The 269-nt window shown below is 73.2% G+C and carries 2 pseudogenes; one reads left to right on the top strand and one right to left on the bottom strand.

Going from position 1 to position 269, the window contains the following annotated elements:
* A pseudogene (locus tag ABGA94_RS02595) lies at positions 1-139 on the top strand (metallopeptidase TldD-related protein); the annotation flags it as partial.
* Here the strand turns inward: ABGA94_RS02595 and ABGA94_RS02590 are convergent.
* Positions 132-269: pseudogene (locus ABGA94_RS02590) on the bottom strand (DNA lesion error-prone repair protein ImuA); the annotation flags it as partial. The pseudogenes ABGA94_RS02595 and ABGA94_RS02590 sit on opposite strands and share 8 nt — an antisense overlap.

The raw sequence follows: 269 nt of genomic DNA, 5'->3' as shown, positions 1-269 counted from the left end.
CCAGGCCAGTTTCCTGCTGGACAGCGTCGGCCAGCGCCTGTTCCCGGAGTGGATGCAGATTGACGAACTGCCGCACCTGCGCCGCGGCCTGCGCTCGGCCGCCTTCGACGGCGACGGCGTGGCCACCCGTGCTTCGGCGCGGCCTGGATGATCTGCAACTGGCCCAGGTCCAGCCCGGCGGCGGCCCAGGCCGGGGCATGCGGACGGTAGGGCGGAGCGACCAGGACGATCGGGCGGTCGCGCTGGCTCAGCTTGGCCAGTGCCGGCCA

The sequence above is a fragment of the Stenotrophomonas sp. 3diitr2024 genome, assembly GCF_042136455.1.
Lineage (GTDB): Bacteria > Pseudomonadota > Gammaproteobacteria > Xanthomonadales > Xanthomonadaceae > Stenotrophomonas > Stenotrophomonas sepilia.
The sequence above is the reverse complement of the archived record's forward strand: the minus strand, read 5'-3'. Positions and strand labels throughout refer to the sequence as shown.